Below are 26,980 nucleotides of genomic sequence, written 5' to 3'. Positions count from 1 at the left end.
CGGGCGGCCGAGACGCCCATCCGTGGACGACGTCACAGAACCCGCGCTGTGGAGGAGACGAGCGAGATCACGACGGGCAGCACTCCGAGCGCCAGGAACGAGGGCAGCACGCACACGCCGAGCGGCAGCATGAGCCGCACGCCCAGGGCCGCGGCCCGACGCCGCGCCTCGGTCGCCGCCCGCCGTCGCGCCTGCTCCGCCTCCGCGCGCAGCAGCCGCGCGGCCGGCACCCCGGCACGTCGGCTGAAGCGCAGCGCCGCGGCGACCGTGCCGTCACTGCTGAGCAGCCCGACATCGTCGAGCGCGGCATCCACCAGCTCGCGGGCGCGCTCGACGCCGAGTCCGCTCGAGACGGCGACCGCGACCAGCTCGGCCGCGAGGCCGGGAGTCGGGTCGGAGCTGCGAGCCCGACGCACGAGTCGGCGCGACCACACGGCGCCGCCGATGAGCAGCGCCAGACCGACCACCAGACAGACGAGTCCGGGCGCGGTGCCGAACAGCGTGCCGATGGTGTCGGTGCCGATCGCGAGCCCGAACAGGATGCCCACCACCGGCAGCACGACGACGATGCGCGCCGACGCGGCCGGCCCGGCGAGCGCGACCTCGACCTCCCGCACCGACTCGTCGAGGCCGGCGAGCACGAGCGCGAGCCGGTCGAGGGTGGGCGCGATCGGCGCACCGCTCGCGGCCGCGACGCTCCAGGCGGCGGCGACCGGCGCCCAGGATCGCGCGAGCTCGGGCGGCGCCGCCGCGACGGCATCGGTGATGGCCGCGGTCAGTGGGTGCCCGTCGGCGAGTCCGTCGACGACGGCCGCGGCGATCCCCTCCGCGGCGGCGTCCTCCGCGGCGAGCGCGGACGCGGGCTCGCCGCCGTGCGCTTCGCGATCCCGGTGGGAGCCCTCCTCGACGGCGAGGTGCCGCCACGCCGACTCGGGTGCGAGCCCGGCATCGAGCATGACCGCGAGCCTGCGCACATCGAGGGCAGCGGGGCCGAAGTCGGCGCCGCGCCGACGGCGTCGCCGCAGCGGGCCCCCGCGATGCCCGCGAGCGACATCGGCTGATGCGCGGCCGGCCCCGTCCCGTCCCGACCGTCGCCGCCCGCGGCCGGCGCGCTCGCTGCCGGCGCGCTCGCTGCCGACCCGCTGACCTCCGACCCGCTGACCTCCGACACGTTCGCCGCCGGACCGTTCCGCTCCGGTCCGTTCTGCTCCGGCCCAGTCGTCGCCGTCTCGTCCCGCGCCCTCCCGCGCGTCCGTCCTCGCTGGCATCTCCGGATCGGCGCTCACGTCGGTTCCACCGCGAGGCGCCCGCGCTCATCGAGCACCGGGCGACCGATCGCGACCAGACGCCGTCGCCCCTCACGACGCTCGAGGTGCAGCACCGCGTCGATCGCGCTGACCGCCTGCCGCGCGAGCGCCTCGGCGCCGAGGCCGACGGTCGCAGCGAGGGCCTCGAGCCGCGACGGCACGTCGGCGAGCGAGTTGGCGTGCAGGGTTCCCGCTCCGCCGTCGTGACCGGTGTTGAGCGCCGACAGCAGCTCGCGCAGCTCCGCCCCGCGGCATTCGCCGACGACGAGCCGATCGGGCCGCATCCGCAGCGCCTCGCGGACGAGCCGGTCGAGGCCGATGCCCCCGCTGCCCTCGAGGTTCGCCTGCCGAGCTTCGAGCGCGACGACGTGCGGATGCGCGATGCGCAGCTCGCCGACGTCCTCGATCACGACGATCCGCTCCGACGGCGGGGCGAGCGCGAGCAGCGCGCCCAGCAGAGTCGTCTTGCCGCTGCCGCCCGCGCCGGTGACGAGGATGTTGCGGCGGGCCAGCACGAGCTCGCGCACCCGGTCCGCGTCCCCGTCGCGCGAGAAGAAGCCGCTGTCGCGCAACGCCGAGAATCCGGGCGGCGACTGCCGCGGAAGCCGGATCGACAGCACCGGGCCACCCGGAGACACCGGCGGCAGCACCGCGTGCACGCGCACCCCGTCGCCCAGCCGCACGTCCATGCACGGGGTGGCCTCGTCGACGTGACGGCCGCCCGCGGCGATCAGCCGCACGGCGAGCTCCCGTGCCTGCTCGGCGGAGAGCCGGGCATCGCCGTCCGGCTCGAGCCCTCCCCCGCGGTCGACCCAGAGGGCGCCGTCGGCGGTGAGGAACACGTCGGTCGCCCGCGGGTCGGCGACGAGCGGGCTGAGCGGACCGAAGTCGATCTCGCTGAGATCGTCGCGTCCGGCGACGGAGGCGAGCCGCACCGATCCTGGGTCCCGCAACGAGGTCGGCGACGGCCCGCCCCCGGTCCGCCCGCGCGACGACGCCAGCGCCCAGCCCGCGGCGGGGACACGGCCGGAGACAGAGCCGCCGAAGCCGGTATCCGTGCCCGCGGCAGAAGCCTGCGCCCCCGCATCGTGGGGCACGACGCCCGGCCGCGCGACGAACGGCAGCACGGGGGTCGCATCGTGCCCGGCGGGCGGCTCGGCTGTCTGGTCAGCGAGGTTCGCGGAGGGAGGTTCGCGCATCCCCCGACTCTGGGCCGCCTCGACGTCGGCGAACGGATGCGGCGACGATCGGTGGACAGCTCGCGGCTGTGGAGAACGCCGTCGCCCGCGTCGCGGAATCGTCCCAGATCGGGAACGCCGCCGAGCCTCACGGCGCCGGCAGTCGAAGAACCGCGCCGGCCGTTAAAGAGGGGCGGCGCCCATCGGGGGGAACGGGCGCCGCCACGGCAACACAGGATCGGGGGGAATCGCTTGCGTTGCAGAGCCGAAGTCACCCTCGGCTGGCTTGAGTGTACTCCAAATGGGGGGCTTGGCAACGGCGTGTACCCCGTAATTCCGGGGATCGCGACCAGGACTCATGCGAATGCACGGATTCGCGGCCGGCAACGTACCCCGTCGGCCGCGACGACACGCCGACGCGTCTCGCCGACGCCCCTCCGGCGCACGACTGTCGCGACCATGACACGGCGATGGCACCACGCCGACAGCCGACCCATGACGCCCAGCCGGTCGCCCCTCCGCGTCGTCTGCCGTCATCTCCCCGAGCGCGCAACCCGGCCGCAACCCGCCCGTGATTAGGATCGAGAACACCGAACCACCGCAGCGCTGCGGCGACCAGGCACGTCGCGGCGTCACGCCAGAGAAACAAGGATGACGACGTCCATGAACTCGATCGACAGCCTGCTCCACGAGACCCGCCGCTTCCCTCCCGCCCCCGCGTTCGTCGAGAACGCGGTCGCCGGTCCGGAGCTCGCGGAGGCCGCCGCCGCCGACCGCCTCGCCTTCTGGGGCGACCAGTCGCGGCAACTGCTCTCGTGGTCCACTCCCTTCACCCAGACGCTCGACTGGAGCGAGGCCCCGTTCGCGAAGTGGTTCGCCGACGGCAAGCTCAACGTCGCGTACAACTGCCTCGACCGGCACGTCGAGGCCGGCAACGGCGACCGCATCGCGCTGCACTGGGAGGGCGAGCCGGGCGACAGCCGCTCGATCACCTACGAAGAGCTCACCGCCGACGTGAAGCGCGCCGCGAACACCCTCGCCGGGCTCGGCGTCGGTCACGGCGACCGGGTCGCGATCTACCTGCCGATGATCCCCGAGGCCGTCGTGGCGATGCTCGCAGTCGCCCGGCTCGGCGCCATCCACTCGGTCGTCTTCGGCGGCTTCAGCGCCGACAGCCTGCGCGCCCGCATCGACGACGCCGAGGCCAAGCTCGTGATCACGGCCGACGGCGGCTGGCGCAAGGGCAAGGTCTTCCCGCTCAAGAACGCGGTGGATGCTGCCCTGGCCGACGGCGAGAGCACCGTCGAGCACGTGCTGGTGGTGCGCCGCGGCGAGAACACGGTCGAATGGACCGAAGGTCGCGACCTGTGGTGGCACGACACGGTCGAGGAGGCGAGCGACGAGCACGAGGCGGAGGCCTTCGACGCCGAGAACCCGCTGTTCATCCTCTACACCTCGGGCACGACGGGGAAGCCGAAGGGCATCCTGCACACCTCGGGCGGCTACCTCACCCAGACCGCCTACACGCACAAGAACGTCTTCGACCTGCACCCCGAGACCGACGTCTACTGGTGCACCGCCGACGTCGGCTGGATCACCGGCCACAGCTACGTCGTCTACGGCCCGCTCGCGAACGGCGCCACGCAGGTCATCTACGAGGGCACGCCCGACACCCCGCACCCGGCGCGCTGGTGGGAGGTCGTCGAGAAGTACCAGGTGTCGATCTTCTACTCGGCGCCGACCGCGATCCGCTCGTTCATGAAGATCGGGCGGCAGGAGCCGCAGAAGTACGACCTGTCGAGCATCCGCCTGCTCGGCTCGGTGGGCGAGCCCATCAACCCGGAGGCGTGGATCTGGTACCGCGACATCATCGGCGCCGGAGCCGCGCCGATCGTCGACACCTGGTGGCAGACAGAGACCGGCGGCATCATGATCAGCGCGCTGCCGGGCGTGACGACGCTGAAGCCGGGATCGGCGCAGGTGCCGCTGCCGGGGATCTCGGTGGATGTGCTGAATGAAGACGGCACGCCCGTCGCCAACGGCGAGGGCGGCCTGCTGGTCGTCACCGAACCCTGGCCGAGCATGCTGCGCGGCATCTGGGGCGACCCGGAGCGCTTCGTCGAGACCTACTGGTCGAAGTTCCCGGGCGGCGACGGCGAGCCGCCGCAGTACTTCGCCGGCGACGGCGCCCGCAAGGACGAGGACGGCGACATCTGGCTGCTCGGCCGGGTCGACGACGTCATGAACGTCTCGGGCCATCGCCTCTCGACGGCCGAGATCGAGTCGGCGCTGGTGTCGCATCCGTGGGTCGCCGAGTCGGCGGTCGTCGGCGCGAACGACGAGACCACCGGTCAGGCGGTCGTCGCCTTCGTGATCGTCAAGGCCAGCCAGGCGGATGTCGCGACGGCGGCCGAGGCGGCGGATGTGCTGCGCGCCCACGTCGCCCAGCAGATCGGCGCGATCGCCCGACCGCGCCAGGTGTTCATCGTGACCGAGCTGCCGAAGACCCGCTCGGGCAAGATCATGCGGCGCCTGCTGCGCGACGTCGCCGAGGGCCGCGAGGTCGGCGACACGACGACGCTCGCCGACACGAACGTGATGCAGATCATCACCGACAAGCTGAAGTAGGCAGCGGCCCGCGAACGACGAAGGCCCCTTCACCGCATCCGCGGGAGGGGGCCTTCGTCGAATCCGGGACGCCGGCTCAGGCGAACTCGACGACCAGCTCGACCTCGACGGGCGCGTCGAGCGGCAGCACCGCGACGCCGACCGCGCTGCGGGCGTGGATGCCGGCGTCGCCGAAGACCTCGCCGAGCAGCTCCGAGGCGCCGTTGATCACGCCCGGCTGGCCGGTGAAGGCCGGGTCGGAGGCGACGAAGCCGACGACCTTGACGACGCGGGTGACGCGGTCGAGCGAGCCGATCACGCTCTCCACGGCGGCGAGCGCGTTGAGCGCGGCGGTGCGGGCGTAGGCCTTCGCGTCCTCGGCCGCGACGAGTCCCGACCCCGCGGCCGCATCCGCTGCGACCTTCCCGGTCGCCGGCAGGGCGCCGTCGGTGAAGGGCAGCTGGCCCGAGGTGTAGACGAGGTTCCCGGTCGTGACGGCCGGAATGTAGGCGGCGACCGGAGCGGCGACGGCCGGCAGGGTCAGCCCGAGCTCGGCGAGACGCGCCTCGATGCGACCGCTCACGCCTCAGCTCCCGCCGCCGCGACCGGACGCTTCAGATAGGCGACGAGTCCGCCCTCGGGACCGGTGACGATCTGCACGAGCTCCCAGCCCTGGGATCCCCAGTTGTTGAGGATCGCCGTCGTGTTGTGGATCAGGAGCGGCGTCGTCAGGTATTCCCAGGTCGGCATCGTTGGGCATCCATTCAGTCGGGGGCGAGGGGCCGTAACGTACCATCGAGCCTATGCCTGCCCAGAAGAAGACGGTGAGCTCGCTCATCGGCGCCACCCTCGGCACCCTCGGTTTCAGCGCCCTCGCCGGTGTTCTGGTGACCGTCATGGTCGCCCCGGCCCTCGCCGTGACCGGCATGACCGCCTCGAGCACCATCGGCATCTTCGAGGGTCTGCCCGACTACATCACCCTCGGGAAGCAGAAGCAGCAGAACGAGATCTACATCACCGGTCCCGACGGCAATCCGCTGAAGATCGCGACGGTCTACGACCAGAACCGTCAAGAGGTCAAGCTCGACCAGATGAGCGACTGGGTCAAGAAGGCCGCCATCGCCGGTGAGGACGTGCGCTTCTACGAGCACGGCGGAGTCGACCTGCAGTCGCTCATGCGAGCGGGCTTCGGCTACGCGACCGGCTCGGGCGACACGGGTGGATCGACGCTCGCGATGCAGACCGTGCGCAACATCCTCGTGCAGAAGGCCCTCAACGAGAACGAGGGCGACAAGGACGCGCAGGAGAAGGCCTACAACGACGCGACCGTGGCGACCCCGAGCCGCAAGCTCAAGGAGATCAAGCTCGCCATCAGCCTGGCCAAGCAGTACTCCAAAGACGAGATCCTGCAGGGCTACCTCAACATCGCGAACTTCGGTGTGAACACCTACGGCGTGCAGGCCGCCGCCAACCAGTACTTCTCGGTCAACGCGAGCGATCTGACGATCGCCCAGTCGGCCTCGATCATCGCGATCACCCAGAGCCCCGACCAGCTGCGCCTGTCGAACCCCGACAACTACGCGAAGAACCAGGAGCGGCGCGACTACATCATCAAGAAGATGTACGCGGCCAAGTTCATCGACGAGAAGCAGCGCGACGAGGCCCTCGCGACCCCGGTCGATGCGAACTTCGTGCACATCACGCCGCCGACCAGCGGATGCGCCTACGCCGACCCGAACTACCGCCTCCCCTGCGACTACCTGCGCAACTCGATCACCGAGCTGACCTCGCTCGGTGCGAACGCCACGGAGCGCAAGGAGAACTACAAGACCGGCGGCTACAAGTTCTTCCTGTCGATCGACGCGAACGCGCAGATCGCCGCCCGCACGGTGCTGCAGCAGCGCGCCCCCGTCGACGAGACCCGCTTCCAGCTCGGCGCCGCCGCGGCGACCGTGCAGCCCGGCAGCGGCCGCATCCTCGTGATGGCGCAGAACAAGGACTTCGACGACCGCGGGAGCACCGACACCACGACGACGGCGATCAACTACACCGCCGACGTCGATCACGGTGGATCGCGCGGCTTCCAGCCCGGATCGACCTACAAGCCGATCACGCTGCTCGCCTACCTCGAGGCCGGCAACGGCGTGAACCAGTCGTTCGACGCGAGCGTGAAGTCGCTCCCGTTCTCGAAGTTCAAGACCTGCGGCGCGACCCCGGGCGGCGGCTCGTTCCAGTTCCGCAACGACGCCAATGAGAGCGGCCCCTTCACGGTCGCTCGCGGTACCGCTCAGTCGGTCAACTCGGTGTTCCTGCAGATGGCGACCAAGGTCGACCAGTGCGACATCGCCGACGTCGCCGCGAAGCTCGGCATCCACAACGCCTACGACTCGAAGAAGCCGCTGCAGACCGTGCCGATCTGCGCGATCGGCACCTGCGACAACAACGTCGGCCCGCTCATGATGGCCGCCGCCTACGCCGCGATCGTCGACCACGGCAACTACTGCAAGCCGACCATCGTCGACAAGATCATCGCGCCCGACGGAACCGAGCTGCCGGGCCAGGTGGGCGACTGCACGCAGGCGATCCCGGCCAACGTCGCCGACACCGCGGCGAACGTGATGGGCGGCGTGTTCGCCAGCGGCGGTACCGCCGTCGCGGCCCGACCGAACGATGGCAGCTTCTACGCCGGCAAGACGGGTACCACCGATGAGGCCAAGCAGACCTGGACGAACGGCGCCACGACCGCCGCGTCGACCTCGCTCTGGGTCGGCAACATCTCGGGCGGCCAGAACCTGCGCCGCATCTCGGTGAAGGGCATTCGCGCGGCCGAGCTGCGCAACAGCATCTTCAAGGGGATCGCGACCGCGGTCGACATCAACCACAAGGGCGAGCGGCTCCCGGCCGCCGACCCGAACCTGCTGACCGGAAAGCCGACGATCGTGCCCGATGTGACGGGGCAGACGATCGATAAGGCGCAGCCGATCATCGAGAACGCCGACCTGCTCTTCGCCGACGGCGGCCAGATCGACTCCGACCAGCCGGCCGGCACTATCGTGCGCACCGACCCGGCGGGCAGCTCCTCGGTCGCGAAGGGCACGACGGTCACCGTCTTCACCTCGAACGGGCAGGGCAAGACAGTGCCCGATACGACGGGGCAGACGCTCGATCAAGCCAAGAAGACCTTGAACGACGCCGGCTTCGCGAACGTCGCCCAAGGTCAATGCACGGCCACGAGCCAACCCGCGGATGCGCAGCCGGTCGTGACGGCGCAGACTCCCGCGGGAGGGGCGATGGCCAACCCGTCGACGCCGATCACGCTCGACTACAAGAAGTTCCGCTGCTGATGGCGCGCGCCGGCCGCACGACGGCGACCGCCCTCGGGCTGACCGTCGCGGCCGGCGCCGCGGTCGCCGCCTACGGCGTCTTCGTCGAGCGCACGCGCTGGACGGTGCGCGAGGAGATCCTGCCGATCCTGCCCCCGGGCAGCCGCGACATCACGGTGCTGCACCTCAGCGACCTGCACATGGCGCCGTGGCAGCACGGCAAGCAGGAGTTCGTGCGCTCGCTCGCGCGCTACGAGCCCGATCTGATCGTGGACACGGGCGACAACTACGGTCACCCCGATGCACTCGACGCGCTGCACTACGCGCTGGAGCCCTTCGCGGGCACGGCCGGCGTCTTCGCCCACGGTTCGAACGACTACTACGGACCGGTGCTGAAGAACCCCTTCGGCTACTTCTTCCCCAGCGAGGGCCACGGCAAGCGGCCGATGGATCTCGACACCGCCGGTCTCAACCGGCTCTTCGAGCTCGACTTCGGCTGGCTCGACCTCAACAACCACGCCCGCGCGATCGAGCTGAAGGGCACGCGCCTCGAGTTCTTCGGAACCGGCGACGCGCACCGCGGCTGGGACCGACTGGATGCGCTGCCCGGCACGATCGAGGAGCTGCGCGAGAACGTCGAGTGGTCGAGCGACGAGGTCGAGCCGGTCGTGAGCATCGGCGTGACCCACGCGCCCTACCGGCGGGTGCTGGATGCGCTGACCACCCAGGGCGCGGATCTCATCTTCGCCGGGCACACGCACGGCGGTCAGGTGCGCATCCCCGGGCGTCCCGCCCTCGTCACCAACTGCGACATCCCGCCGGCGCAGGCGCAGGGTCTCAGCGTGTGGCGCAGCGCTCGCTCGAGCGCCTTCCTCGACGTCTCCGCGGGCCTCGGCACCTCGATCTACGCACCCGTGCGCTTCGCGTGCGCACCCGAAGCGGTGGTCGTGACACTGACCGCCTCAGAAGTCGGCTATCCTTGACAGGTTGCCGCTCGCGGCAGCACTTCAAGACCGGGGTATGGCGCAGTTTGGTAGCGCGCGTCGTTCGGGACGACGAGGTCGCAGGTTCAAATCCTGTTACCCCGACAGATCTGAAGAGAACACAGCAGAAGAGGGTCGCCTTCGGGCGGCCCTCTTCCGCGTTTCCGTTCCGCGGTGATGGCACGACAGAATCGAGACGTGTCCGACTCCCCCGTTCCGCCGTCGAGCGAGCCGACCGCGACGCACACCGCGACGCGCATCGCCCCGCATCTCTCGGCGATCGTCGTGGCACTGGGCGCACCGGCCCTCGCGGCGCTCATCGCACGCCCCTTCGCGACCGCCGCCGGCACGATCCTGAACGGCGGGCTCGACACCTCGGTCTCCGCGGTGATCCTCACCTCGCTCGCGGTCTCGCTCGGCGCGCTCGTGATCGCGCTGGGCGACTCCGAGCAGCCCGAGCCCCCGCTCATCCCCGTCGCCCGCTGGGGGTTCGCAGTCGGTCTCGCGCTGACGCTCGCCTGGGCCGCGGTGCTGGCGTGGCTCAGTCTCAGCGGCGCTTCCCTCGGAGACGCGGATCGCCCTGGACTCGACCTGCTCTCGACGCGCACCCAGGAGGTGTCGGAGTTCGTGCGCTGGGGACTCCCCTGGATCGTGACCGCGAGCGTCGCCGTCGTGACCGGGCTCGGCCTCGTGCGCACGGCCGGCAAGCCGCAGCGCCGCCACCTCGTCCGCGGCCTCCGCTACGCGATCGCCGCCGTCCCGATCCTCGCCGCGGTCATCACGGCCCAGCTCATCATCCGCGCGGTCGGCTAGCCGGTCACGTCACGACGCCGCGCCGCCGCGCGGATTCCGAGGTCACGGCTCGCGGGCTCGCGGGCAGGCGAAGTCGCCGTCACAGCCCGCGAACTCGCGGGGTCTCAGGCGAAGTCGGCGTCGGGGCCCGACTTGTAGCTGAAGTCGAGGCGGGGGCGCCAGCCGTTGTTGAGCACGCCGCCGCTCTCCTCGAGGTAGCAGGCGCCGCAGAGCGACTCGTAGCCGACGGCGACGCCGTCGATCGCGACCTGCTCGCCGTCGAAGATGAACCGGCCGTCGACGGTGCGTGCGTTGAAGACGGCCTTGCGGCCGCAGCGGCAGATCGTCTTGAGCTCTTCCAGGGAGTGCGCGACCTCGAGCAGGCGACGGCTGCCGGGGAAGGCGACGGTCTGGAAGTCGGTGCGGATGCCGTAGGCGAGCACCGGCACGTCGTCTTCGATGACGATGCGGAAGAGGTCGTCGACCTGGCCCTCGGTGAGGAACTGCGCCTCGTCGACGAGCAGGCAGCTGACGTCCTTCTCGGTGCGCTCGATCACGGCGCGACGCTCGCTGGCGAAGGTGGCGCGGATGTCGTCGTCGGGCCCGACGGTGAAGTCGACCGAGCGCGTGACGCCGAGGCGGGAGACGATCGCGTCGTCGCCCTTCGAGTCGACGGAGGGCTTGGCGAGCAGCACGTGCTGGCCGCGCTCCTCGTAGTTGAACGCCGCCTGCAGCAGCGCGGTGCTCTTGCCCGAGTTCATCGCGCCGTAGCGGAAGTAGAGCTTCGCCATCGCTACTCCAGGATCCCGTCTTCCGCCGCGCGGCGGATCAGCTCGGCCTTCTTGCCCGCGGGGCGGCCCACCTTGGCGTACTTCTCGCGCACGCGGCGCAGGTAGGTCTTCGCGGTCTCGTACTGCACGTTCATCTCGGCGGCGACCTCGGCGGTGCTGTGGCCGGCGACGTAGAGCTTGAGCGCTTCCTCCTCGCCCGGGCTGAGCCGCGGGCGCACGTGCTCGGGATGTGCTGCGGCACCCGAGGGCGGCGGGCGCCATCCGCCGGCCGTACCGGCATCGTCGAGGCCCATGACCCGTCGGGCGGCCTCCATGACCTCGGCCATCGGGAGCGTCTTGGCCAGGAACTCGGCGGCCCCGGCGGCCATCGCGCGCTCGCGGGCCTCCGGGGTGTCGAGACTCGTCAGCACGACCACCTTGGCTCCGGCCGCGCGGCAGGTGCGCACGCGGGCCTCGATGCTCACAGGCTCGGCGAGCTGCAGGTCGAGGAAGACCATCTCGGTCGGGAACGCCGGGCTGTGCACGAGCTGCAGCCAGCTGGTCGCGGCGAGCACGACGTCGAAGTCGGGGGCGTTGCCGGCGATCCAGCTGCTGAGCGAGTCGAGCAGCACCTCGTGGTCGTCGAGCAGGGCCAGACGCACCGGCGAGCGGCGCGGCGTGCGCACACCGAGCGGGTCGCCGCCGGGGGCAGCGGAGACGCCCGGGATGCTCATTCCTCCAGATTAGAGGGTGTGGCGCGTCGCGCCCGGCAACGGGCGTCGCGCAGGTCGGGCCCGGGCCCCGCGGCTCCGGGCTCGCCGGTCGTCTCGCACTGCTCACGGATCTCGCCCTCCGCGGCCTCCCATCGGGTTCCCCTGCCTTCAGAACAGCTTCGGCTGCAGCGCCTCGGCGGCGGCCGGGCTCAGCTCGGCCGCGAGCATCCGTTCGGCGCCATCGGCGACGGCGCCACCCGACGAGGAGGGATCGCCGTGCGTCGTGCCGTCGAAGCCGACCTTCGGCTGCGGCCCGGTCGGGCGCGAGCGCAGCCCGCTCGAGCGGATCGCTCCGGTCGACGGCTCCTCCTGCGCGCGGCCGAGACCGTGTTTGCGCAGCAGCGGCTGCATCTTGGCGGCGAGCCAGCGCCGGTAGTCCTTCGGCGCGTAGTTCGAATCGCGGTAGAGATCGGTGTAGCGGCCGACCAGGTCGGGATGCTCGCGCGCGAGCCAGGAGAAGTACCACTCGCGCGCGCCCGGGCGCAGATGCAGCGCCGAGTAGGCCACCGAGCTCGCCCCGGCCTCGGCGATGCGGCCCAGTGCGCGGTCGAGATGGTCGCGGCTGTCGGTGAGCCAGGGCAGCACCGGCATGAGGAAGACGCTCGGGCTGAAGCCGGCATCCCGCGCCGCCGCGATCGTGGCCAGCCGCGCCTCGGTGCTCGGGGCGCCCGGCTCGATCGACTTCTGCAGCTCGGGGTCGAAGACGGCGATCGACATCGCCAGGTCGACGGGCACGCGCTCGGCGGCCGCCTGCAGCAGCGGCAGGTCGCGCCGCAGCAGGGTGCCCTTGGTGAGGATGCTCAGCGGGGTTCCCGACGCGGCGAGCGCCGCGATGACGCCGGGCATGAGCCGGTAGCGCCCCTCGGCCCGCTGATACGGATCGGTGTTGGTGCCGAGCGCGACCGGATGATGGCCCCAGCTCGGGCGGGCCAGCTCGCGCTCGAGCACCTCGGCGACGTTGACCTTGACGATGATCTGCTCGTCGAAGTCGCGCCCGGCATCCAGGTCGAGGTATTCGTGGGTGCGCCGGGCGAAGCAGAAGACGCAGGCGTGACTGCACCCGCGATAGGGGTTGATCGTCCAGCCGAAGGGCAGTGCGGCCGCCGTCGGCACGTGGTTGAGCGCGCTCTTGGCCATCACCTCGTGGAAGGTGATTCCGGCGAATTCGGGAGTGCTGACCGAGCGGACGAGGTCGTGCAGGCGCGCCAGCCCGGGCAGCGCGCCCTGCTGCTCGGCATCCAGCTGCTGCCCGCTCCATCTCATGCTCGACATTCGAACATACGTTCGATATGGTGTCAATGCACCGCGTTTCCCGGGGCGCCGAGAGCCTGTCGGGTCGCTGTCGTGAAGCTGTCGGGTGATCGTCGTGCTGCTGACGTGGAGCCAGAAGCCGGGCATTCTTAGCGTGATGGGCATGAACGAGACCCGCATCAGCACCCTCCGCCGCGAACGCGGCTGGACCCAGGAGCGCCTGGCCGAGCACAGCGGCGTGACCGTGCGCACCATCCAGCGGCTCGAACGCGGCGACGACGCCAGCCTCGAGACCCTCACCCTCGTCGCGCGCGCCTTCGAGGTGCCGGTCAGAGACCTCTTCGAGACGGTCGAGAAGCCCGAGTTCGGTGAGGCCGTCGACGGGCTCGACGCCCGCACCGAGCGCGAGCAGCAGCAGCGCGACCGCGCCACCCGCTCGTGGCGCAGCCTCTACGTCGGCATCGGCGTCGTGCTGGCGATGGGCATCACGGTCGTCGTGGCCATCACGCATCTCGGCATGCTCTACCTCGCCCTCGGCGCCTACTGGGCGGGCGGCGCACTGCTCGGCCGCTGGCTCATGGATGCGGTGATCGAGCCGCGTCTCGACGAGCGCTATCCGCTCTCCCGCAGCAGCCGCGAGCCCCGCGCGGATCGATCGCGCTGAGGCCCGCGGCGGCCACGGGATCAGATGGCGCCGGTCAGGCCGCCGCCGCCCCGCGCACTTCGCCCCCGGTCAGCGCCAGCTCGGCGCCGTGCCAGCGCCGCCGCAGCCAGCGGTCGTGACTCGCGATCACGACGGCGCCCGGGTAGCCGCCCAGCGCATCCTCGAGCTCCGTCGCCAGGCCGAGCGACAGGTGGTTCGTCGGCTCATCGAGCAGGAACACGTGCGGCGGCTTCGCGATCACCAACGCCAGCGCCATGCGCCGCTGCTGCCCGATCGAGAGCCGGCCGACCGGACGGTCGAGATCGCGCGCGGCGATCAGGCCGAGGTCGACGAGCGGATGCCGCTCCGCCCGCTCGGCGCCGAGCCGCTCCTCCCAGAGCGTCCGCGGCGTGCGCGATCCGTCGGGCCAGCGCACGTCCTGCCGCAGCAGCCCGATGCGCAGCCCCCTGCGGCGGCGCACCGCGCCACGCACGGGGAGGTCGCCGGCGAGCACCGAGAGCAGCGTCGACTTGCCGGCGCCGTTCGGTCCGGTGATGAGCAGGCGCGCATCCGGGGCGATCTTCAGCTCGTCCACCCGCAGCCGCCCGTCGACCCGTGCGTCGTGCAGCCGGATGAGCGGCTCGTCGTCGTCGAGCACCTGCGAGCCACGGGGGATGCCGGTGAAGCTGAGCAGCGGGGGCGGCGCATCCACCCGACTCGCCTCGAGCTCGTCGAGCCGGCTGTGCGCGGCCCGCACCCGACGGCTGATCTGCTGCTGCACGCGGTTGCCCTTGAGCCCATACGACATCTTGTTCTTGTCGCGAATGGCGCGGGCGTGGTTGATGGCCGGAGCCACAGTGACGACCGCATCCGCCAGCCGCTCGACCTCGTCGGACTCCTCGGCGAAGCGCTGCTCCCAGCGCACCCGCTCGGCCGCCTTCGCCGCGAGGTAGTCGCTGTAGCCGCCGCCGTAGCGGGTGGTGCCGTGCAGCGCCGGATCGATGTCGAGCAGGTCGGTCGCCACGTCGTCGAGGAAGGCGCGGTCGTGGCTCGCGAACACCAGCGGACCGCGCCAGGCGCGCAGCTGACTCGCCAGGAAGCCCACGGCGGCATCGTCGAGGTGGTTGGTCGGCTCGTCGAGCAGCAGCGCATCCGGGCGTGAGAGCAGCAGTGCGGCCAGGGCGACGCGGCTGCGCTGCCCGCCCGAGACCGTGTCGACGCGGCGGTCGAGCTCGAGCGCACCGACGCCGAGGCCGTCGAGCAGCTCGTCGCGGCGCGCATCGAGCGTCCACAGGTCGAGCTGCTCCGAGCGCTCGAGCGCCGAGGCGTAGCGCTCATCGGCGGCCGCACTCGTGCCGAGCCCGCGCGCGGCCGACTCCAGTTCGCGCTCGAGCTCGCGCAGCGGGGCGATCGCGGCGTCGACGAGGTCGCTGAGCTGTGCGGATCCGTCGACCGTGACCTCCTGCCAGAGCAGACCGACCGAGGGCGGCCCGGTGACGCGGCCCTCGTCGGGCTGTTCGGCCGCGGCGAGGATGCGCAGCAGGGTCGACTTGCCGGCGCCGTTCTCGCCGATGAGGCCGAGGCGGGCGCCGGGTGCGACGGTCAGCGAGACGTCGTCGAGGATGCGCCGGTCGCCGTAGGCGTGCGTCACGCCGACCGCGCGCAGCGGGGCCGACGGGTCGCCGGATCCGGTCACCCCGCGGCGCGCGGGAGCGCTCTGCACGGGCGGCGTGGTGTCGAGGATGGTGTTCGGGGATCGCAAAAGAGGGCTCCTTCGGTTCGGCGTCGGAATCGGCGCCGGAGCCGGATCCGGGAGCGGGCGTGGAGTTCGTCCGGGATCGTGGTGACGAGCGACGCCGGTCGCGACGCCGCCATAGGATGCGGAGGTCGTCGGCCGGGATCGGTCGTCGGATGGTGATCGGAACGGCGGGGCGGAGGACCGCCGGACCGTCAGGCCACCGGGATTCGGAAGAGACTCCCCGCGCCACTCGCACGGGACGCCGGATCGGCGCACGTCACCCGCCGGGCAGCTGCCTCAGACGCGGGTCGGACGGAGTCTCAGATCTTCACGGGGAGCGACGCTAGACCCGCTCGGCGAGTTCGTCAACAGCCGTTCTTCGTTTCTGCCCGCGGCCACGCGACACGGGCGGCTCCCGCGGCAGGGTCGAGCAGCGATCCGCGCGGAGGCGCGAGAAGCCCGGGTCGAGATCATGCCCGAACCGGCATATGGCTGGAATCAGGGGGCAGGAGGGGCCGTCACCGACGCGCGCCGCACCAGCTCGCAGGCGAGCCTCGCTTCGCGCGGAGCGGCATCCGCCTGTCCGGTGATGAGCGCCTCGAGCCGGGTGATCGCGAGCCGCCCCATCGCGTAGTGCGGCAGCGCGACCGTGGTCAGCACCGGGTCGAGTCCTTCGGAGATCGGCCAGAAGTCGTCGACGCCGACGACCGAGAGCTGCTGTGGGATGCGCAAGCCGGCCGCCTGGGCGACCTGGTAGACGCCCATCGCCATCTGGTCGTTGAAGCACAGGACGGCCGTGATCTGCGGATGCCGACGCAGCAGCTCGGTCGCCGCGCGACGCCCCGCGACCGCGTCGCCGATGCCGGGCACGCGGATGACCGGGCCGGTGAGCCCGCACTCGCGCATCGTCGCCAGGAACCCCGCCTCGCGGCCGTCGCGGGCCATGCCCGGCTGCTCGAGGGTGAGGTGCGCGATCTGCCGGTGCCCGGCCTCGATGAGGTGCTCCGTCGCGATGCGACCGATCTGCACCTCGTCGGGCACGATCGACGGCTGCGCGCCGGCACGGTCGACCGCATCCACCAGCATCGTCGGATGCGCGCCGAGCGTCGCCGGCACATCGGCCAGCTGGTGGAACATGCGCGCGTAGACGACGCCGTCGACCTGCTGGGCGAGCAGGGTCTCGATCTGGCGCTCCTCGAGCCCGTCGTCGCGCGCCGAGTCGACCACCATGAGCATGAGCCCGAGCTCGGATGCCGCATCCTGCGCGCCCGTGATCACCCGGCCCGAGAAGGGGGTCGCCGCGATCTCGTCGCTGACGAAGCCGATCAGCCGCGAACGCTGACTGCGCAGGGCGCTCGCGATGCGGTTGGGGGCGTAGCCGAGCTCGCCGGCGATGCGCTTGACGTGCTCGCGCGTGGCGGCGCTGACCTGGCCGCGGTCGTTGAGCGCGTGCGACACGGTCGTGACCGAGACGCCAGCCTGCCGGGCCACCTCGCGGATCCCCACCCGCTGCGCCATCGCACCCTGCTCTCTGCGCGTCATCGCGCTCCCCCGCGTCGCCTCTCGCGCGCGGCGCGGGCGACGGTCCGCGCTGAGAAGCGCGATGGGCTCAGCGTAGTCAGCGGATGGGCGGATGCCGACTCCCGACGCGACCGGAACGTCGGCGGTCGCAGATCAACCCCGGCGGCGGGGCGTCAGCGGGCCGGTCAGGGCTGGATCTGCAGCGCCGCCGCGGTGCGCCCGAGAGTCGCCGCAGCGACCTTCTCGTCCGCGCCGACGGTGGCGCCGTAGCTCGGCACCATCTCGGTGAGCTTCGGCGTCCACTCCGCGATCTTGTCGGGGAAGCACTTCTCGGCGAGCGTCAGCATGATCGGCACGGCCGTCGAGGCGCCCGGCGAGGCGCCGAGCAGACCGGCGATCGAGCCGTCGGCGGCCGAGACGACCTCGGTGCCGAACTGGATGACGGCCTTGCCGTTCGCATCCTTCTTCATGACCTGCACGCGCTGGCCGGCCGTGATGAGGCGCCAGTCAGAGCCCTTCGCGTTCGGCGCGAACTCCTGCAGCGCACGGATCTTCTTGGCGCGGCTGGCGAAGACCTCGCCGACGAGGTATTTGACCAGGTCGAGGTTCTTGAGCCCGGCGCCGAGGAAGGTCGAGATGTTGTGCGGGCGCAGTGCCTGGAAGAGATCCAGCAGCGAGCCCTTCTTGAGGTACTTCGTCGAGAAGCCCGCGTAGGGCCCGAAGAGCAGGCTCGCCTGGCCGTTGACGACGCGGGTGTCGAGGTGCGGAACCGACATCGGCGGAGCGCCGACCGACGCCTTGCCGTAGACCTTCGCCGCGTGCTGGGCGACGACCTCGGGGTCGTCGGTGCGCAGGAACTCGCCGCTGATCGGGAAGCCGCCGAAGCCCTTGATCTCAGGGATGCCCGACTTCTGCAGCAGGTTGAGCGCGCCGCCTCCGGCACCGACGAACACGAAGCGCGCCGTGACCTCGAGCACCGTTCCGCCGATCTCGTGACGGATGCGGATCTTCCACAGCCCGTCCTTGGTGCGCTTGAGGCCGATCACCCGGTGGTCGGTCTTCAGCTTCGCGCCCTTGTCGGTCATCGCGCCGACCAGCAGACGGGTCAGGGCGCCGAAGTCGACGTCGGTTCCCGCGGCGATGCGGGTCGCGGCGATCGGCTGGTCCTTGCGGCGACCCGGGATCAGCAGCGGGGCCCACGAGCGGATGACCTTCGCATCCTCGCTGTACTCCATACCGGCGAAGAGCGGGTGGTCCTTGAGCGCGTCGAAGCGGCGACGCAGGTAGTCGACGTTCTTCTCGCCCCACACGAAGCTCATGTGCGGAACCTCGTTGATGAACGCCTTCGGGTCGGGCAGCGCACCCTCGTCGACCAGGTACGACCAGAACTGGCGCGACACCTGGAACTGCTCGTTCACCTCGATCGCCTTGCTGACGTCGATCTGCCCGTTCTTCTCGGGCGTGTAGTTCAGCTCGCAGAGAGCCGAGTGGCCGGTGCCCGCGTTGTTCCACGGGTTGGAGGACTCCTGCGCGATGTCGCCGAGGCTCTCGAAGATCGAGATCGACCAGCCGGGCTCGAGGCGCTGCAGCAGGGTTCCGAGGGTCGCACTCATGATTCCGCCGCCGATCAGGGCGACGTCGATGGGCTTGCTCACCGGGCCAGTCTAGGCGCGCGCGACGCGCCCGGCTGACGCACGGGAGTCGCGCTCAGGTCGAGCGGATGACCGACTCAGCGGGTCGCGGGCAGACCCAGCCGGGTGAGCGCCGCATCCATCCGCCGCGCGAAGTCGGCGTGACCGGCGGCGTTCGGGTGCAGGCCGTCGTCGGCGAGCACGCCGCGCTTCGCCGCGCCGTCCATCCAGTGGGATGCCCCGCTCACCCAGTCGGCGCCGATGCGTTCGGCGGCGGCGTGCACCCAGCGGATGATCTGCGCGAGCGAGTCGGGGCGCTCGTCCTGATACCAGAACGGCTCGACGACGATGAAGCGGGCGTCGGGGAGCTTCTCGTGCAGCCGGTCGAGATCGCGGTCGATCGCGGCGTGGATCTCGTCAGCGCCGCCGTCGTAGCTGAAGTTGTCGTTGAGCCCCATGGTGACGACGACGATGTCGGGCTTCGCGGCGATGATCTGGCCCGGCAGGTCGCGATCGCCGCGCTGGTTGACGAAGCCGAGGCCGTTGAGGCTCGGGTTGAACTCGCGCCAGCCGCGCTCCTCGCTGATGAGGGCCGGCCAGCGCTCGGCCTCCGGGTCGGAGAGCGCCGTGCCGATCGTGTACGAGTCGCCGTAGAAGGCGACGAGCTCGCCGTCGGGGTCCCCGTGGTCGATGATCGGGGTGCTCGGGTCGCTCGTCACGGCGCCTCCCTGGCTGTTCTGGCCGTTCGCGCCGCCCGTGTCCGAGCCGGGCCCGGCGCCGATGCAGCCGGCCAGCCCGATCGCCGCCGCGAACGCGACCGCGCCGGTCAGCATCCGCCTCAGCAGAGGCGGAGCCGACCGGCGCGGACGACGTGCGGTGAGCGCATCCATGCCGGGTATTCGATCCCAGCGAAGTTGCGGTTCGGTGTGAGGGGCGCGGGTCGGCTCAGGCCGCGACGAGGCGCGCGGCGAGCAGCTCGGCGATCTGCACCGCGTTGAGGGCGGCGCCCTTGCGCAGGTTGTCGTTCGAGATGAACAGCGCGAGGCCGCGGCCGCCCTCGACGCCCTCGTCCTGACGGATGCGGCCCACCAGGCTGGGGTCGACGCCGGCGGCGGCGAGCGGCGTCGGCACGTCGACGAGCTGCACGCCCGGGGCGTCCTTCAGCAGGTCGCGGGCCTCGGCCGGGCTGATCGCCTCGGCGAACTCGGCGTTGATCGAGAGCGAGTGGCCGGTGAAGACGGGCACGCGCACGCAGGTGCCGCTGACCGGCAGGCCGTCGATCTCGAGGATCTTGCGCGACTCGTTGCGCAGCTTCAGCTCTTCGACGGTCTCGGCGAACTCGACGGGCACCTCGTCGGAGGTGACGAAGTCGCCGGCGTGCGGGATGACGTTGAAGGCGATCGTGGTCGGGAAGGCCTGGGCGGCCGGGAAGTCGACGGCCGATCCGTCGTGGACGAGCTCGATCGCATCCTGACCGACCGCGGCGGTCGCCTCGGCGAGCAGCTCCTCGCCGCCGACCAGACCGGCGCCGGAGACGGCCTGGTAGGTGCTGACGATGAGGCGGGTCAGCCCGGCCTTCTCGTGCAGCGGCTTGAGCACCGGCATCGCGGCCATCGTGGTGCAGTTCGGGTTCGCGATGATGCCCTTGACGGCCTGGTCGATCGCGTGCGGGTTGACCTCGCTGACGACCAGCGGAACCTCGGGGTCGATGCGCCACGCGGAGGAGTTGTCGACGACGGTGACGCCGGCGGCGGCGAAGCGCGGGGCCTGCACCTTCGACATGGTCGCGCCAGCCGAGAAGATCGCGACGTCGAGCCCGGTCGGGTCGGCGATCGACGCATCCTCGACCGTGATCTGCTCGCCCTTGAAGGGGAGCGTCGTGCCCGCGCTGCGGGCCGAGGCGAAGAAGCGGATCTCGGAGATCGGGAAGTCGCGCTCTTCGAGGAGGCGGCGCACGACGGCGCCGACCTGGCCGGTGGCGCCGACGACGCCGATGCGGATGCCGGGGTTGCTCATGCGCTCATCGTAGACGGGGGCGCGGACGCGGGCCGACCGTGTGACGGGCTCGGGGCCACGGGGCGCGAAGCGGCTCGGGCGGGCGGCGTCGCATTCATGTCGTCCGCCGCCGATAGCGTCGAGAGCATGAAGCTGCTGCACACCTCCGACTGGCACATCGGGCGCACCTTCCACGGGCACTCGACGCTGGAGGCGCTGCGTGCGGTGCTCGCCGAGATCCCCGTGATCGTGGGCGAGCGGGGTGTGGATGCGGTGCTCGTCGCCGGCGACGTGTTCGACTCGGCGGCGCCCTCGGCCGACGCCTTCCGGCTGCTGTCGGATGCGGTGCGCGCGATCCGCGAAGCCGGCGCGACCGTGATCATGACGAGCGGCAACCACGACTCGGCGGCGCGGCTGGGTTTCCAGGCGGAGTACGCGGCGCTCGGCGGGGTGCACATCCTCACCGACCCGGCGACGATCGCGGCGCCGGTGACCCTGAGCGACGAGCACGGCAAGCTGGATGTCTACGGCATCCCCTATCTCGAGCCGGTGCTGGTGCGGCACGGCTGGGGCAGGCCCGAGCTGCGCACGCAGGCGCAGGTGCTGGATGTGGCGATGGAGCGGGTGCGAGCGGCGATCGCGGAGCGGGCTGCGGCGGCGGCAGCAGCAGGCGAGGGCACGGCGGTGCGCACGGTCGTGCTCGCGCACACCTTCGCCTCGGGCGGCGCGGCGGAGGCCGAGGCGAGTGACGTCGAGCGGGAGATCCGGGTCGGGGGCGTGGATGCGGTGCCGCTCGGTGCCTTCGACGGCGTCGACTACGCGGCTCTCGGGCACATCCACGGGCGGGCGCAGCTGGCCGAGCACATCCGCTACAGCGGGGCGCCGCTTCACTACTCCTTCTCGGAGGCGGCGAAGGTGCGCGGCGGCTGGCTCGTCGAACTGGATGCCGACGGGCTCGCCGCGGTCGAGTGGGTCGATCTGCCGGTGCCACGGGCGCTCGCCGTGCTGCGCGGCACGCTCGAGGAGCTGCTCTCGTCGCCGTCGTTCGCTGACGCCGAGCAGCGCTGGGTGAGCGCCGTGCTGACCGATCAGGCGCGACCGAGCGAGGCGATGCGCCGGCTGCAGAGCCGGTTCCCGTGGTGCGCGCAGCTCGGCCACGAGCCGGCGGGCGGCACCGCGGCCGACGGCGCCGCGAGCTACGCCGAGCGGGTGCAGGGGCGCAGTGACGAGGAGCTGGTGGCCGGCTTCCTCGCGCATGTGCGCAACGGCGTGGGCGCGAGCGCCGCCGAGGAGGACCTGGTGCGCGAGCTCGTAGCCGAGGTGCGCGGCGAGGAGGCGGCCGCGTGAGGATCCTGCGCGTCGAGATGGAGGGCTTCGGCCCGTTCAAGAGCCGGCAGGAGGTCGATTTCACGGCCTTCGCCGACGACGGCATCTTCCTCATCGGCGGGCGCACCGGCGCCGGCAAGACCTCGATCCTCGATGCGATCTGCTTCGCGCTGTACGGCCGGGCGCCGCGCTACGACGGCGCGAGCCCGCGGCTGCGCAGCGACCACTGCCTGCCCGACGACCCGACCAGCGTGGTGCTCGAGTTCGAGGCGGGCGCGGAAGTCTACCGGCTGACGCGCTCCCCCGAGTACGAACGCCCGGCCCGCCGCGGCGGCGGGCTCACGACGCAGGCGCCGACGGCCGTGCTCGAGGTGCGCCGCGGCGACGAGTGGGAGGGTCTCGCCGCGAAGCCGCGCGACGTCGGCATCGCGGTCGACGACATCGTGCAGCTCTCGCGCGAGCAGTTCCAGCAGGTGATCCTGCTGGCGCAGAACCGCTTCCACGAGTTCCTGCTCGCCGACAGCGACAACCGTCAGCGGCTGCTGCGCACGCTCTTCGGCACCGAGCGCTTCGAGGACTACGACCGGCGGCTGCAGGAGCGACGCAAGGCGCTCGACGACGAGCTCGGCCGCGCCCGGGTGGGCCTGCACGCACTCGTCGAGCAGGTGGCGCAGCTGATCGAGCAGCCGCATCCGGAATCGGATGCGGGACTGGCGGAGTGGGCCGCGAGCGGCGCCGCTCTCGCCGAGTCCGCGGCGGACGCCGCCGAGGCCGCGCGCGATGCCGCGCAGACGGCCGAACGCGCGGCGGCCGAGCGGCGCGACGCCGCCCGCGTGCTCGCCGAACGACAGAAGCGTCTCGCCTCGGGACGAGAGCGGCTGATCGCGCTCGAGCAGCGTGAGAGCGAGGTCGCGCCGTACGCCGATCTGATCGACGGCGCCGAGAGGGCCGAGCGGCTGACCGAGACGGGGCGGCGGCGCGAGCGCGCACGACGACGTCTCGACGAAGCGCGAGCGAGCGTGGATGCCGCGCGGGACGCGGCCGGTGAGCTCCCGGATCTGAGAGCCGATGCCGACGCGGCGCCGACTGCCGGCGCGCCGGCAGCGGCGACCTCAGCGAGCGTCGAAGACCGCCGCGCCGCGATCGAGACGGCGGCCGTCGCGGCCCTGATCGACCGGTCGACCCGCGAGCTCGGCGGGCTCGAGAGCGCGGCACGGCTCGAGACGGAGCTGCCGACGCGCGACCGGGCCGCGACCGCAGCGCAGGCCGCACTCGCCCAGCACGACGTCGACGCGACCGAGCTGGATGCCGAGCTCACGACCCTGCTCACCCGACGTGAGCGACTCGTGGCAGACCTCGACACCGCGACCGCCGGTGCGGCGCCGTTGGAGGCGGCGGCCACCGAGAGGGCCGCTCTGCGCGAGGCCCGCGACGCCGCGCGCGCCGCCGCCGCGCTCGAGCCCGAGCTGACCTCCGCCGAGACCGCTGCGCTGGCCGCCGCCGAGCAGCGCACCGCCGCCGCCGGCGCCGCGACGGAGCTGCGCCGACGACGTCTGCTCGGGCAGGCGGCCCACCTCGCCGGTGAGCTGAACGCGGGCGAGCCGTGTCCGGTCTGCGGCGCGGTCGAGCATCCCGCCCCCGCGAGCTGGGACGACGATCCCGTCGACGACGACGACGTCACGGTCGCCGAGGAGCGGGCCGAGGCCGCCGCAGGCGCGTTGCGCCGCGCGGACGACGCCGTCGCGGCTCTGCGGCAGCGCATCGCCGCGCAGCGTGGCGCCGCCGGAGAACGCGGAGTCGACGAGCTCGAGACCGCCGAGCGCGGAGCCGCCGAGCGCGTGCACGCGGCCGAGACCGCGCGCGCCGAGCAGACGCGACTCGTCGACGAGCGCACGTCGTCTGAGCAGCGCGAGCAGAGCATCCGATCCCGTCAGCAGACCCGATCGACCGAGCGGGCCGAGCTCGCCACCGAGCAGACGCGCACGCAGGAGGCGGCGCAGAGCGCCCGCGACGAGGTGGCCGCGGCCCGCGGCGAGCACGCGACCGTCGCCGCGCGCGTGGCCGAGCTCACCGCGACGCGGCGGACGGCCGAAGCGCTGCGGGACGCCCTCGCCGAACAGGGCACCGCGACCGAGGCATCGATCGGGGCCGAGGAGGACTGGGTCGCCCAGCGCGCGACACAGGGCTTCGCCGACGATGAGGCGGTCACCGCCGCCGCGCTGCCCGCCTCGGAGGTCGGGCGGATGCGGTCGACCGTCGACGCGGTCGCACTCGGCCTGGCCGAGGTGCGGGGTCTGCTCGGCGCGGACGACCTGCAGTCGGTTCCCGATGACCCGGCTGACGTCGACAGCGCCGCGGAGGCGCACGCGACCGCGGGCGCCGCGGCCCGCGACGCTCTCGTGCGCGCCTCGACCCTGCGTGACGCGGCGACGCGCACGGCCCGGCTCGCGGGGCAGGTGCGGGCGACCACCGACGAGCTCGGCGACCTCGTCGAGCGCGCCGACACCGTGCGGCGCCTCGCCGACACGGTGCACGGGCGCAGCCCCAACGAGTACGGGATGAGGCTGGAGTCGTATGTGCTCGCAGCCGAGCTCGAGGAGATCGTCGCGGCCGCCAACGAGCGCCTGCGCTCGATGACCGCCGGCCGCTACCTGCTCGAGCACAGCGACCAGCGGCTGCGGAAGAACGCGCAGGGCGGGCTCGACCTCAGCGTCATCGACCAGCACACCGGCGTGCCGCGCCCGCCGCGCTCGCTCTCCGGTGGTGAGACCTTCCTCGCTTCGCTCGCGCTGGCCCTCGGGCTCTCGGAGGTCGTGACGGCGCGGGCCGGCGGCATCCGCCTCGACACCCTGTTCATCGACGAGGGCTTCGGCTCGCTCGACGGCGACACCCTCGAGATCGCGATGTCGACGCTCGACGGCCTGCGGCAGGGCGGACGCACGATCGGCCTGATCAGCCACGTCGAGGCGATGAAGGAGGAGATCCCCTCGCGCGTCAGCGTCGACATCTCGGCGCAGGGCTGGAGCGAGATCCGGGTCGGCGAGGTCGCCTGAGCCGGCACGCGCGACGCGGGACGACGGTCAGGGAGCGCCGGGGTGACAGGCCCGGCGCCGACTAGCCCGGGAACGCCGGGAACGACAAGCCCGAGAACGACGGAGCGCGCCGACCCCGAGGGTGCGGCGCGCTCCTGACGCGGTGCGAGCGTCGATCCGATCGTGAGACCGGATCAGCGACCCGTTCCGGCGTAGACCTTCGCCTCGCCGTCGGAGTCGAGCCCGAAGGCGGTGTGCACGACCTGGGTCGCCTTCGCGAGCGAGTCGGCGCGGGTGACGACCGAGATGCGGATCTCGCTGGTGGAGATCATCTCGATGTTGATGCCGTTGTCGCTGAGCGACGTGAACAGCTGAGCCGAGACGCCGGCGTTGGTGCGCATCCCGGCGCCGACCACCGACAGCTTGCCGATCTGGTCGTCGTACTGCAGCGACTGGAAGCCGACCTCGGGCTGCTCGGCCTTGAGGGTCGTCAGCACCTTCTGACCGTCGGACTTCGGCAGGGTGAAGGAGATGTCGGTGAGGCCGGTGGAGGCGGCCGACACGTTCTGCACGATCATGTCGATGTTGGCGCCGGTCTTGGCGACGATCGTGAAGATCTCCGCCGCCTTGCCGGGCACGTCGGGCACGCCGACGACGGTGATCTTCGCCTCGCTGAGGTCGCCGGCGACACCGGTGATGATCGGCTCTTCCACTTTCTCTCCCTCGGTGGGGTTGATGACCAGGGTGCCCTCGGCGGGGCTGAACGACGAGCGCACGTGCAGGGTGACGCCGTGGCGGCGGGCGTACTCGACGGCGCGGATGTAGAGCACCTTCGCGCCGGCTGCCGCCAGCTCGAGCATCTCCTCGCTCGTGATCGTGTCGATCTTGTGCGCGCGCGGCACGACGCGGGGGTCGGCGGTGAAGACGCCGTCGACATCGGTGTAGATCTCGCAGACGTCGGCGTTCAGCGCGGCGGCGAGGGCGACGGCGGTCGTGTCCGAGCCGCCGCGGCCGAGGGTCGTGATGTCGCGCGAGTCACGGTTGAAGCCCTGGAAGCCGGCGACGATCGCGATCGCGCCCTCGTCGAGGGCCTCGCGCACGCGCACCGGCGTGACGTCGACGATGCGTGCGGCGCCGTGCTGCGCATCCGTGATCATGCCGGCCTGGCTGCCCGTGTAGCTGCGGGCCTCGTGGCCGAGGCTCTTGATCGCCATCGCCAGCAGCGCCATCGAGATGCGCTCGCCCGTGGTGAGCAGCATGTCCATCTCGCGGGCGTCGGGGATGGGCGTCACCTCGTGGGCGAGGTCGATCAGCTCATCGGTGGTGTCGCCCATGGCGCTGACCGCCACGACGACCTCGTTGCCCGCCTTGCGGGTCTCGACGATGCGCTTCGCGACGCGCTTGATGCTCTCGGCGTCGGCGACACTGGATCCGCCGAACTTCTGCACGATCAGGCTCACTACGGCCGACTCCCGGTTGCTCGATTCCTCGGGAATCATATCGAGCGCGCGGGGTCCCCCTGACCGCGTGTCGCGCCGCCGGGCTCCGCGAGAGTACGCACTTTGCGCTGTGACACGCCGGGCCGACGCCGCAAAGTACGTACTCTCGCGGAGAAGGGACCGCGGCTCAGGCGGCCGAGATGCGCACCATGTTGCCGGCGGGGTCGCGCACGGCGCAGTCGCGCGGGCCCCAGTCCTGGTCGGTCGGCTCCTGCACGATCTCGGCGCCGGCCTGCTGCAGTCGGGCGAAGGCCGCATCCACGTCGTCGCTGAGGAAGACGATGTTCGGCAGCAGTCCCTTGGCGAGCAGCTCGCCGATCGCCTCGGCGTCGGCGGGCGCGCGGCCCGCGTGCGGCTGGGAGAGGACGATCTCGGCGGCCTCGCCGGGCACGCCCAGGGTGACCCAGCGTCCGTCGCCGTAGGCGATGTCGTTGCGGGTCTCGTAGCCGAGGCCGTCGCGGTAGAACGCGATCGCGGCGTCGACGTCATCGACGGTGATGTTCACGAAGCGGAGTCCGATGCTCATGACGTTCACGCTAGGCGGGCGGATGCGCATCCGGCTTCTCGGATCCTGCTCGATCGCGTCGGGGTGATGCCAGCGAGCGGGACGG

At 71.8% G+C, this 26,980-nt stretch carries 21 protein-coding genes and 1 tRNA gene; 8 read left to right on the top strand and 14 right to left on the bottom strand.

From position 1 onward, the window contains the following. Positions 1-32 precede the first annotated feature (32 nt). Together BJ979_RS06340 and BJ979_RS06335 are read right to left on the bottom strand one after the other, a co-directional pair. Complete coding sequence (locus BJ979_RS06340; protein ID WP_179566276.1) at positions 33-956, bottom strand: type II secretion system F family protein; 924 nt, start codon at positions 954-956, stop codon at positions 33-35. Between the two features lie 326 nt (positions 957-1,282). Further along, complete coding sequence (locus BJ979_RS06335) at positions 1,283-2,242, bottom strand: TadA family conjugal transfer-associated ATPase (protein ID WP_343046616.1); 960 nt, start codon at positions 2,240-2,242, stop codon at positions 1,283-1,285. A gap of 906 nt (positions 2,243-3,148) precedes the next feature. Here BJ979_RS06335 and acs point away from each other — a divergent pair. Beyond that, positions 3,149-5,113, top strand: coding sequence for an acetate--CoA ligase (gene acs / locus BJ979_RS06330; RefSeq protein ID WP_246286702.1), 1,965 nt, complete (start codon positions 3,149-3,151; stop codon positions 5,111-5,113). 76 nt (positions 5,114-5,189) lie between these two features. On the opposite strand, the gene BJ979_RS06325 is transcribed toward acs, so the two are convergent. Then, entirely contained in the window at positions 5,190-5,675 is a 486-nt protein-coding gene (locus BJ979_RS06325; protein WP_179566264.1) for a RidA family protein, read from the bottom strand. Continuing rightward, entirely contained in the window at positions 5,672-5,842 is a 171-nt protein-coding gene (gene sp36, locus BJ979_RS06320; RefSeq protein ID WP_179566262.1) for a Sp36 family protein, read from the bottom strand. Before sp36 ends, BJ979_RS06325 begins: the two co-directional genes overlap by 4 nt. Before the next feature lie 53 nt (positions 5,843-5,895). Between sp36 and BJ979_RS06315 the strand changes: the two genes are divergently transcribed. From BJ979_RS06315 to BJ979_RS06300, 4 genes are all read left to right on the top strand, one after another. Then, the gene (locus BJ979_RS06315; protein ID WP_179566260.1) at positions 5,896-8,436 is read left to right on the top strand and encodes a transglycosylase domain-containing protein; all 2,541 of its coding nucleotides are present in this window, start codon (positions 5,896-5,898) and stop codon (positions 8,434-8,436) included. Next, positions 8,436-9,398 (top strand): metallophosphoesterase, encoded by a 963-nt coding sequence (locus tag BJ979_RS06310; protein WP_179566253.1) that lies wholly within the window; start codon positions 8,436-8,438, stop codon positions 9,396-9,398. The genes BJ979_RS06315 and BJ979_RS06310 overlap by 1 nt, the downstream gene beginning before the upstream one ends. A gap of 31 nt (positions 9,399-9,429) precedes the next feature. Further along, positions 9,430-9,503: transfer RNA gene (locus BJ979_RS06305), tRNA-Pro, on the top strand. Between the two features lie 93 nt (positions 9,504-9,596). Next, complete coding sequence (locus tag BJ979_RS06300) at positions 9,597-10,211, top strand: hypothetical protein (protein WP_179566251.1); 615 nt, start codon at positions 9,597-9,599, stop codon at positions 10,209-10,211. Positions 10,212-10,315: 104 nt separating this feature from the next. Here BJ979_RS06300 and BJ979_RS06295 read toward each other — a convergent pair whose 3' ends face one another. The 3 genes from BJ979_RS06295 to BJ979_RS06285 form a co-directional block, all read right to left on the bottom strand. Further along, complete coding sequence (locus tag BJ979_RS06295) at positions 10,316-10,981, bottom strand: thymidine kinase (protein WP_179566249.1); 666 nt, start codon at positions 10,979-10,981, stop codon at positions 10,316-10,318. Between the two features lie 2 nt (positions 10,982-10,983). Further along, complete coding sequence (locus tag BJ979_RS06290) at positions 10,984-11,694, bottom strand: response regulator transcription factor (protein ID WP_179566247.1); 711 nt, start codon at positions 11,692-11,694, stop codon at positions 10,984-10,986. Between the two features lie 147 nt (positions 11,695-11,841). Then, positions 11,842-12,996 (bottom strand): Rv2578c family radical SAM protein, encoded by a 1,155-nt coding sequence (locus BJ979_RS06285; RefSeq protein WP_179566245.1) that lies wholly within the window; start codon positions 12,994-12,996, stop codon positions 11,842-11,844. 151 nt (positions 12,997-13,147) lie between these two features. Here BJ979_RS06285 and BJ979_RS06280 point away from each other — a divergent pair, with 151 nt between their 5' ends. Beyond that, the gene (locus BJ979_RS06280; protein ID WP_179566243.1) at positions 13,148-13,648 is read left to right on the top strand and encodes a helix-turn-helix transcriptional regulator; all 501 of its coding nucleotides are present in this window, start codon (positions 13,148-13,150) and stop codon (positions 13,646-13,648) included. A gap of 34 nt (positions 13,649-13,682) precedes the next feature. Here the strand turns inward: BJ979_RS06280 and BJ979_RS06275 are convergent, their stop codons facing one another. The 5 genes from BJ979_RS06275 to BJ979_RS06255 form a co-directional block, all read right to left on the bottom strand. Then, entirely contained in the window at positions 13,683-15,389 is a 1,707-nt protein-coding gene (locus BJ979_RS06275) for an ABC-F family ATP-binding cassette domain-containing protein (RefSeq protein WP_218853456.1), read from the bottom strand. A gap of 474 nt (positions 15,390-15,863) precedes the next feature. Beyond that, positions 15,864-16,856 (bottom strand): LacI family DNA-binding transcriptional regulator, encoded by a 993-nt coding sequence (locus BJ979_RS06270; RefSeq protein ID WP_343046615.1) that lies wholly within the window; start codon positions 16,854-16,856, stop codon positions 15,864-15,866. Positions 16,857-17,071: 215 nt separating this feature from the next. After that, positions 17,072-18,541, bottom strand: coding sequence for a malate:quinone oxidoreductase (locus BJ979_RS06265; protein WP_179566239.1), 1,470 nt, complete (start codon positions 18,539-18,541; stop codon positions 17,072-17,074). 74 nt (positions 18,542-18,615) lie between these two features. Beyond that, entirely contained in the window at positions 18,616-19,407 is a 792-nt protein-coding gene (locus tag BJ979_RS06260) for an SGNH/GDSL hydrolase family protein (protein WP_246286701.1), read from the bottom strand. 55 nt (positions 19,408-19,462) lie between these two features. Continuing rightward, positions 19,463-20,533: an aspartate-semialdehyde dehydrogenase gene (locus tag BJ979_RS06255; RefSeq protein ID WP_179566237.1), complete on the bottom strand. Its 1,071-nt coding sequence runs from the start codon at positions 20,531-20,533 to the stop codon at positions 19,463-19,465. A 126-nt stretch (positions 20,534-20,659) separates the two neighbouring features. Between BJ979_RS06255 and BJ979_RS06250 the strand changes: the two genes are divergently transcribed. Together BJ979_RS06250 and BJ979_RS06245 are read left to right on the top strand one after the other, a co-directional pair. Beyond that, positions 20,660-21,859, top strand: a complete 1,200-nt coding sequence (locus BJ979_RS06250; RefSeq protein ID WP_179566228.1) for an exonuclease SbcCD subunit D — start codon at positions 20,660-20,662, stop codon at positions 21,857-21,859. Continuing rightward, positions 21,856-24,891, top strand: a complete 3,036-nt coding sequence (locus BJ979_RS06245) for an AAA family ATPase (RefSeq protein WP_179566226.1) — start codon at positions 21,856-21,858, stop codon at positions 24,889-24,891. The genes BJ979_RS06250 and BJ979_RS06245 overlap by 4 nt, the downstream gene beginning before the upstream one ends. Before the next feature lie 173 nt (positions 24,892-25,064). On the opposite strand, the gene BJ979_RS06240 is transcribed toward BJ979_RS06245, so the two are convergent. Further along, complete coding sequence (locus tag BJ979_RS06240; protein WP_179566224.1) at positions 25,065-26,330, bottom strand: aspartate kinase; 1,266 nt, start codon at positions 26,328-26,330, stop codon at positions 25,065-25,067. Between the two features lie 166 nt (positions 26,331-26,496). Beyond that, positions 26,497-26,895 carry a VOC family protein gene (locus BJ979_RS06235; RefSeq protein WP_179566222.1) on the bottom strand — a complete coding sequence of 133 codons (399 nt, stop codon included), beginning with the start codon at positions 26,893-26,895 and terminating at the stop codon, positions 26,497-26,499. Positions 26,896-26,980 lie beyond the last annotated feature (85 nt).

The sequence above is a fragment of the Schumannella luteola genome (assembly GCF_013408685.1).
Classification (GTDB): Bacteria; Actinomycetota; Actinomycetes; order Actinomycetales; family Microbacteriaceae; genus Schumannella; species Schumannella luteola.
Note: the sequence above shows the minus strand (reverse complement) of the source record. Positions and strands in the feature narration are given on the sequence as shown.

Coding starts and splice junctions, on each gene's coding strand:
- BJ979_RS06250 (WP_179566228.1), top strand. CDS start 20,660: ATGAAGCTGCTGCACACCTCCGACTGGCACATCGGGCGCACCTTCCAC.
- BJ979_RS06340 (WP_179566276.1), bottom strand. CDS start 956: ATGCTCGATGCCGGGCTCGCACCCGAGTCGGCGTGGCGGCACCTCGCC.
- sp36 (WP_179566262.1), bottom strand. CDS start 5,842: ATGCCGACCTGGGAATACCTGACGACGCCGCTCCTGATCCACAACACG.
- BJ979_RS06295 (WP_179566249.1), bottom strand. CDS start 10,981: ATGGCGAAGCTCTACTTCCGCTACGGCGCGATGAACTCGGGCAAGAGC.
- BJ979_RS06280 (WP_179566243.1), top strand. CDS start 13,148: ATGAACGAGACCCGCATCAGCACCCTCCGCCGCGAACGCGGCTGGACC.
- BJ979_RS06310 (WP_179566253.1), top strand. CDS start 8,436: ATGGCGCGCGCCGGCCGCACGACGGCGACCGCCCTCGGGCTGACCGTC.
- BJ979_RS06255 (WP_179566237.1), bottom strand. CDS start 20,533: ATGAGCAACCCCGGCATCCGCATCGGCGTCGTCGGCGCCACCGGCCAG.
- BJ979_RS06235 (WP_179566222.1), bottom strand. CDS start 26,895: ATGAGCATCGGACTCCGCTTCGTGAACATCACCGTCGATGACGTCGAC.
- BJ979_RS06290 (WP_179566247.1), bottom strand. CDS start 11,694: ATGAGCATCCCGGGCGTCTCCGCTGCCCCCGGCGGCGACCCGCTCGGT.
- BJ979_RS06315 (WP_179566260.1), top strand. CDS start 5,896: ATGCCTGCCCAGAAGAAGACGGTGAGCTCGCTCATCGGCGCCACCCTC.
- BJ979_RS06285 (WP_179566245.1), bottom strand. CDS start 12,996: ATGAGATGGAGCGGGCAGCAGCTGGATGCCGAGCAGCAGGGCGCGCTG.
- BJ979_RS06260 (WP_246286701.1), bottom strand. CDS start 19,407: ATGGATGCGCTCACCGCACGTCGTCCGCGCCGGTCGGCTCCGCCTCTG.
- acs (WP_246286702.1), top strand. CDS start 3,149: ATGAACTCGATCGACAGCCTGCTCCACGAGACCCGCCGCTTCCCTCCC.